Source organism: Bifidobacterium sp. POST2/T3 (B1) (assembly GCF_058197115.1).
Genome location: NZ_JBVPQK010000138.1, coordinates 1 through 6,442, shown reverse-complemented (window position 1 = coordinate 6,442; position 6,442 = coordinate 1). Strand labels below are relative to the sequence as shown.

Sequence of the window (6,442 nt, the reverse complement as noted above, 5' to 3'; positions counted from 1 at the left end):
GGCATCAAGACGGAACCAAATATCTTTCCTACGGGCAAGGAATTCAATACGGCAGTTCATAACCGTCAGGTCAACAGCATTTTCAATTCGGGCATCACCTCGGACTATCCCCACCCCGAAGGCTACTTGGTTCAAGGGTATGCCTCCAGCCAGGCCGATGGCAAGGGTCTGAACAATGGGGACTACAAGAGCGCGGAATATGATGCCATTCTTTCCCGCGCCGCCTCCAAGACCGATCAGGACGAAGCCATGCAGGATTACCGCCAAGCCGAGACTGTTCTCTTCAAGGACCTTCCGGTACTGCCGCTCTGGTACAGGAAGGTCTCAGCAGTGGCCGGCAGGCAGGTTCGCCAGGCTCCTTTCGGATACATGGGTCTGCCTGTCTACAATCAGGTCACCAAGTAGGTCCGACAATCCGGACCTGGCTGATGACGAGTCGTCTTGATACCATGACTCTGGCCGGTAAGATCGGCGCGGGGCCTTAGCTCAGTCGGTTAGAGCAAACGACTCATAATCGTTCGGTCCAGGGTTCAAGCCCCTGAGGCCCCACAGAAGAACAAGCCCCGGAAATTTTTAACTTCCGGGGCTTTATTAATAGATTGAATAGAGGAGATTAAGGTCTCTCATCCCAAAGTCAATTGGGTAACTTGGCTCAACACTGGTCCGCGTCTTCAATGACTGCCAGTGGAAGGACTAGGTGTTGTGCACCGAACTTTCTTGATAGTCTTAGTAGAAGGACTAGCCCCGGCTATTGTCGGGGCCGTCCTCTCGCTGCCTAGCTCTAGCATCCATGATTCACCGATGCAAATATGTATGGCTTCACATGTAAGCCGGGGGAAAAGAGCTAGGCGCGTTTTTTATATCGGATCATAGAGCACCCTCGGTGTATGTCCACTTCTCGGTGCCCCAAGCGTGCATACGTAGACAGTCATAGGATCTGCGCATGCCACAATAATCCGGAAGCGTTTCCGTAGAACCGCTAAGTATGCGAATTTATCAGGGAAAAGAATACGGGACAGGCTCGAGTCGAAGCCGTCAGCATATGCCGGGAAACTATACGCATGTACATCTCCTCTGGAACTGAAGATAGTTCAGTCCCTGTAGGTCCATCGTGTATACGTCCCCCGTATATCTGTTCTTAATCATACACCCTGGAGGGGGTGTGTCAAAGCTGAGAAGGGTGCCGTCTCCGTGCTTCCGGTCAGATGGATTTGATGAAAAGATTGCTGGCCTCGGGCAGAGCGGTTTGCGCATCTCCGCTCCTCCTGGCTGAAGAGGATAAGCGGCACGTGCCTACTAAACAAGCTACCTGCTTGCTTGAATCAATAGGGTAGCTCGCATTGTTTCGTCGGGTCTATTTTCTAGGGGCGCCCTTGAATATATTGGACCCTCAGAAACCGAAGGTATGTTCATTCTTGGACTTCAAAATCCAGGCATAACCACTTATTGGCATGAATATGACTGACACCTAGACGATGATCCTCGGCTGGGTACATCTGCAGTTGCGAATATTTCAACAGAAGAGTGTTATTGGTCCATAAATGATCAACCGTTGGCCTCAGATCTCTTATTGATGTTACTCGACAGGCTGCTCCTTGTTTTCCCTCTTTTCCTTTCTGATCAGGTGCAAGTATCTATACACCGTCGGTGCTGAAATGCCCAGTGCATCAGCCACGGTATCTATTGCACCCTTGATCAAGAAGATACCCGAATCGTCAAGGTCGGTGATGAGCTTCAGTCGTTCTGATTTGTTCATTCGCTCGGGCTGAACCCTGTGTTCCGCTACAAACGATTGGATGTGCTGATTCGTCAGATCCTCTGCATTCACGGATAGGGTTTCATGCGTCCCATCAGTGACCGCCTGCTGAGCAGATGCATCATTCTGAATTATTGCATTGCCATGCTCATCGGGCATATCCTCGGTTTGCATGTCAGGATCCGATTGATCTCTCATGATGCGATGTGTAGGGAATGGGGATCCGCTGGAACTGATGGAATCCAGATAGTCGCTAGCTGTTCGCAGAGCTTTACTGGTCTCTTTAAAGATGGAATTGTCAAAGTTAATGCAGAGAAAACCGATGACCTGATCTTCTGTATTACGCAGGAAGAAGGTGGAGGAGACAATAGGGCGGCCTTCATGCGTGTAGCCGGCATAACGGACCAGGTAGTTTCGGTGTTCGTATTCGCGGTTCTGCCAGATTCTCAGAACAAGGTCGGTGGCGGGACTGCCTACTTTGCGTCCGCTGACATGTCCGTTGGCTATTGCGACGACTGAGTGCGAGAAGTCCTTGACGTCCTGCAGGACGACCTCGGTGTCATGTCCCAATAGCTCGCCTAGGAAGTCTACCAAGGGAATAAAGGGTCGTAGGGATGTTGAGATGTTCTCTGCTCCGTTCATATTGCATTCCTTTCCCCCTGACGATCTGTATTTGTAACAGGAAACAATGCTGACATGTAGAAGAAATTCTATCACAATACAAAAAAGCTATTTTGTTAAAGACAAAATATTATTGATATGATAAAATAATATAAACAACTCAAGGAGGAGGTGCTGCACATGAGTAGATCTGATTCGCAATCCGGTTCGGCCGAGAAATATGAAGATGAGGATTTGAAACGCAGCCTCAACACTCGGCAGATGGGGATGATGGCGATTGGCGGGGCAATCGGAGTCGGCCTGTTCTACGGGTCCTCCGGGGCGATATCTTATGCAGGTCCATCCGTTCTGCTGGCATACGCACTGGCAGGCGCTGCTATATTTGTAGTCTGTCGGGCAGTGGGCGAAATGGCCACTGCTGAACCGGTATCAGGTGCAACCGTATCGTATGCCAGCAGATATATTCATCCTTTCGTGGGGTATGCAATAGGTTGGACCAGTCTGCTCGGCTGCGTGGCTGGTTCAGGAGCGGAATTTACAGCATTGGGGAAATATGTCCAGTTCTGGTTCCCCTCTTTTCCCATATGGGCCAGCGGCTTGATTGGCATGGTGCTGATGGGTGTCATCAACCTGATATCCGTCAGCTTCTACGGCGAGTCGCAGTTTTGGCTTTCGGCCGTGAAGGTAGTCACCATTATCGTTATGGTCATCGGTGGCCTGATCATCATCTTCACCGGCATTGGCAACGGCGGGCATCCAGTCATGCTCAAAAACCTGACAGTCGATGGATTCATGCCGAATGGCCTGTCGGGGCTGCTGTTTTCTGTGGTCATGGTGGCTTTTGCCTTTGGAGGCTCGGAGTCGGTCGCCTATACGGCAGGTGAAGCAAAAGATGTCAAGAAAACCATGCCTCGCGCCGTCAACGGGGTGTTTTGGAGCATTATCCTCTTTTACCTGGGATCCACTTTTGTGATCCTGTGCATGTGGCCCTGGGATAAGATGAAGGGTGTGGGTTCTCCCTTTGTCCGTGTCTTCGCGTCATTGGGTATCCCGGCTGCGGCCTCCATCATCAACTTTGTCGTCATCACCGCGTCCCTGAGTGCCGTAAGCAGCGGCATCTTCATGTACAGCCGTCAGCTTTACAACCTTTCGCTCCAAGGCAGCGCTCCCTCTATACTCTCCAAGGTGTCAAAGAAGAAGATTCCATACGTCAGCGTGCTGACTGTAGTGCTTATGCAGCTGGTAGGCATAGCGCTGATGGCTGTTCTTCCTGAACGTGCATTCGCACTTTTCTCATCGATCACGGTCTTCATGCTGGTCTTCAGCTGGGTGGCCGAGCTTGTCAGCGAGTATCACTTCCGTTCCATAAAGCGGCGTGAGGGCAAAGAGGACGAGCTGACCTTCAAGCTGCCTCTGTACCCCTTCAGCAATTTCTATGCGCTCGCGTTCATGGGGCTGGTCATGATAATGATGGCAATAATGCCGGAATACAGAATCAGCTACCTGGTGACCATACCTTGGATGATCCTTCTTGCAGTTCTGTTCGTTCTTCAACGCAGAAGCAGCAACAAGCAGACTGAGACAACTTCGGATGAAGACTTGGTCAATCCGGCGCCCACTAACGGAGAAGCGGATTTGGACGCTACACTTTCAGGCGAGGGTCATGAGACCATGGCGGATTCCTGATCGTATCGCCGAGGATCTGGCTAATTGAAAAAGACGGTCGGCTCGTCCGGCCAAAACATGGAAGGAATACAATGACCTACGATTTCACCAGCATCATGGATAGGCATGGCAAGGATGCCATTGCGGTTGACGGTCTGGGCGCCCAGCCTGGTTTCGCTCCTGATCCGCCCAAGGAGGGGTTCGATATCATTCCCATGTGGGTGGCCGACATGAATTTCCCCACGGTGCCGACCATCCCCGAGGCCATCATCGAGCGTGCCAAGCATCCGGCTTTCGGCTACTTCGATCCGAGTGATGATTACTACAATTCAATCATCAACTGGCAGCGGACCCGTAACGGTGTGGAGGGCCTGACGGCCGAAGCCATCGGCTATGAGAATGGGGTCTTGGGCGGAGTGGTTTCCACCTTGACCGCCTTTGCGGCTCCTGGCGATGCTGTGCTGCTTCACAGCCCGACATATGTCGGCTTCACGATGTGCATCGAGAACAACGGCTACCACATTGTGCACAGCCCCTTAAAGAAGGACGAGCAGGGTGTCTGGCGGATGGACTTCGAGGACATGGACCGCAAGCTCAAGGAGAACAACATTCATGTGGCGGTCTTCTGCAGCCCGCACAACCCCTGCGGCCGCGTCTGGGAGAAGTGGGAGATCGAGAAGGCCATGGAGGTATACAAGGAGAACGACTGCGTGGTCATCTCCGACGAGATATGGTCAGACCTGATCCTGGCAGGCAACAAGCACATCCCTACCCAGTCGGTCAGCGAGGATGCCCGCAACAGGACGGCTGCTTTCTATGCACCCAGCAAGACCTTCAACCTGGCCGGGCTGGTCGGCTCCTACCACATCATCTATAACAAGTACCTGCGCGACAGGATTGTGGCCAAGGGGTCCAAGGCCCATTACAACGACATGAACGTTCTGTCCATGCATGCCCTGATCGGAGCCTACAAGCCCCAGGGCCAGGAGTGGGTGGACGAACTCCGGCAGGTTCTGACCGGAAATGTGGACTACGCTTACGATTACATCCGGCAGCATTTCGAGGGAGTCGAGCTTTCCAAGCCCCAGGGCACCTACATGCTCTTCCTTGATTGCACGCAATGGTGCAAGGACCACGATCTGAGCCTGGATCAGCTGCTCAAGCGTGCCTGGGATGTGGGTGTAGCCGTTCAGGATGGGCGGCAGTTCAAGGCTCCCTGCGCCATCCGCATGAACCTGGCCCTGCCTTTGAGCCGCGTCCAGGAGGCTATGGACCGTCTGGACAAGTACGTCTTCAACGCCTGAATGATCATGGACCCTCGCTGTCGGGTGGAATCGATCAGCGGGGGTCCATCATATGTGAGTGAATCCTTGCTGCAGACTCACTGGAACTGCATGCCGCCGTCCACAATCAGGGTCTGGCCGGTGATGTAGTCAGAGTCGTGCCCGGCCAGGAAGGCCACGGCATTGGCCACGTCCTCCGGTTCGGAAAGCCGCCCCAGGGCGATGCCGTCCGAGAAGGTGGACATGCCCCACTCGTCATCCTTGCCGGCGTTGACCCCCACCTGATGAGCGATGTCCATCATCATGGGCGTCTTGACAATGCCGGGGGCGTAGGCGTTGGCGGTGATGCCCTCCTTGGCAAGGTCGCGTGCAGCCACCTGAGTCAGGCCGCGGATGGCGAACTTGGTGGAGGAATAGAGCATAAGGTTGGGGTTGCCCACCACGCCTGCCTGGCTGGTGGCATTGATGATCTTGCCTCCGTGGCCCCGATCGCGGAAGGCCTGAACGGCCGCCTGCATGCCCCAGATGGTTCCTGCCACATTGACGTGGTAGACCTTGTCGAACAGCTCTGGGGTGATGGACTCGATGGGGGTGGTCGGCCCCAGACCGGCATTGTTGACGATCACGTTGAAATCGCCCAGTTTGGTAGCCGTCTTCTCGACGGCGGAACGCACCTGGACACGGTCGGTCACGTCCAGGGTGACGGCCATGGCTCGTCCGTCCGATTGATTGATGGAGTTGGCCACAGCCTGGGCCTTGTCTGTATTCATGTCTGCCACGGCCACGGCGAACCCATCCTTGGCGAGCCGACGGGCAATAGCCTCGCCGATCCCCTGAGCCGCCCCGGTAACGAACGCTACTTCCTGCTGCATTGCTGCCCTCCTTTGTTGCCTTGTCGGGCCGGCCGGTCCGACTGTTCGATTCTAAAGGAAGCTCGACTGGCTGCTCCGGGTTGGTGGATTCGGCGTGTGGCGCAAGGGGGTCGTATTTTCCCCGGGTTGCGCTAGACTATTACGCGGTTGCCGGTTCACGTCCGCCGCAGGGGCGGTCGACCCGGGGCCCTTGAATCTAGGAGTAACCATGAAGCAGGGAATTCATCCCGATTATCATCCCGTTG

4 protein-coding genes, 1 tRNA gene and 1 pseudogene are annotated in these 6,442 nt (G+C 54.1%); 4 read left to right on the top strand and 2 right to left on the bottom strand.

The annotated features are described in order from the left end of the window. A pseudogene (locus AC0AP0_RS07440) lies at positions 1-405 on the top strand (peptide ABC transporter substrate-binding protein); the annotation flags it as partial. 70 nt (positions 406-475) lie between these two features. Next, positions 476-549: transfer RNA gene (locus tag AC0AP0_RS07435), tRNA-Ile, on the top strand. Between the two features lie 1,027 nt (positions 550-1,576). On the opposite strand, the gene AC0AP0_RS07430 is transcribed toward AC0AP0_RS07435, so the two are convergent. Beyond that, a complete protein-coding gene (locus AC0AP0_RS07430) occupies positions 1,577-2,398 on the bottom strand; it encodes a helix-turn-helix transcriptional regulator (protein WP_490429961.1) in 822 nt (273 codons plus the stop codon). Between the two features lie 159 nt (positions 2,399-2,557). On the opposite strand from AC0AP0_RS07430, the gene AC0AP0_RS07425 reads away from it, so the two are divergent. Together AC0AP0_RS07425 and AC0AP0_RS07420 are read left to right on the top strand one after the other, a co-directional pair. Next, positions 2,558-4,063: an amino acid permease gene (locus AC0AP0_RS07425; RefSeq protein ID WP_490429959.1), complete on the top strand. Its 1,506-nt coding sequence runs from the start codon at positions 2,558-2,560 to the stop codon at positions 4,061-4,063. Positions 4,064-4,134: 71 nt separating this feature from the next. Next, positions 4,135-5,346, top strand: coding sequence for a MalY/PatB family protein (locus AC0AP0_RS07420; protein ID WP_198230173.1), 1,212 nt, complete (start codon positions 4,135-4,137; stop codon positions 5,344-5,346). A 77-nt stretch (positions 5,347-5,423) separates the two neighbouring features. On the opposite strand, the gene AC0AP0_RS07415 is transcribed toward AC0AP0_RS07420, so the two are convergent. Continuing rightward, positions 5,424-6,197, bottom strand: a complete 774-nt coding sequence (locus AC0AP0_RS07415) for a (S)-acetoin forming diacetyl reductase (protein ID WP_490429956.1) — start codon at positions 6,195-6,197, stop codon at positions 5,424-5,426. Positions 6,198-6,442: the final 245 nt, after the last annotated feature.

Coding starts and splice junctions, on each gene's coding strand:
- AC0AP0_RS07430 (WP_490429961.1), bottom strand. CDS start 2,398: ATGAACGGAGCAGAGAACATCTCAACATCCCTACGACCCTTTATTCCC.
- AC0AP0_RS07425 (WP_490429959.1), top strand. CDS start 2,558: ATGAGTAGATCTGATTCGCAATCCGGTTCGGCCGAGAAATATGAAGAT.
- AC0AP0_RS07420 (WP_198230173.1), top strand. CDS start 4,135: ATGACCTACGATTTCACCAGCATCATGGATAGGCATGGCAAGGATGCC.
- AC0AP0_RS07415 (WP_490429956.1), bottom strand. CDS start 6,197: ATGCAGCAGGAAGTAGCGTTCGTTACCGGGGCGGCTCAGGGGATCGGC.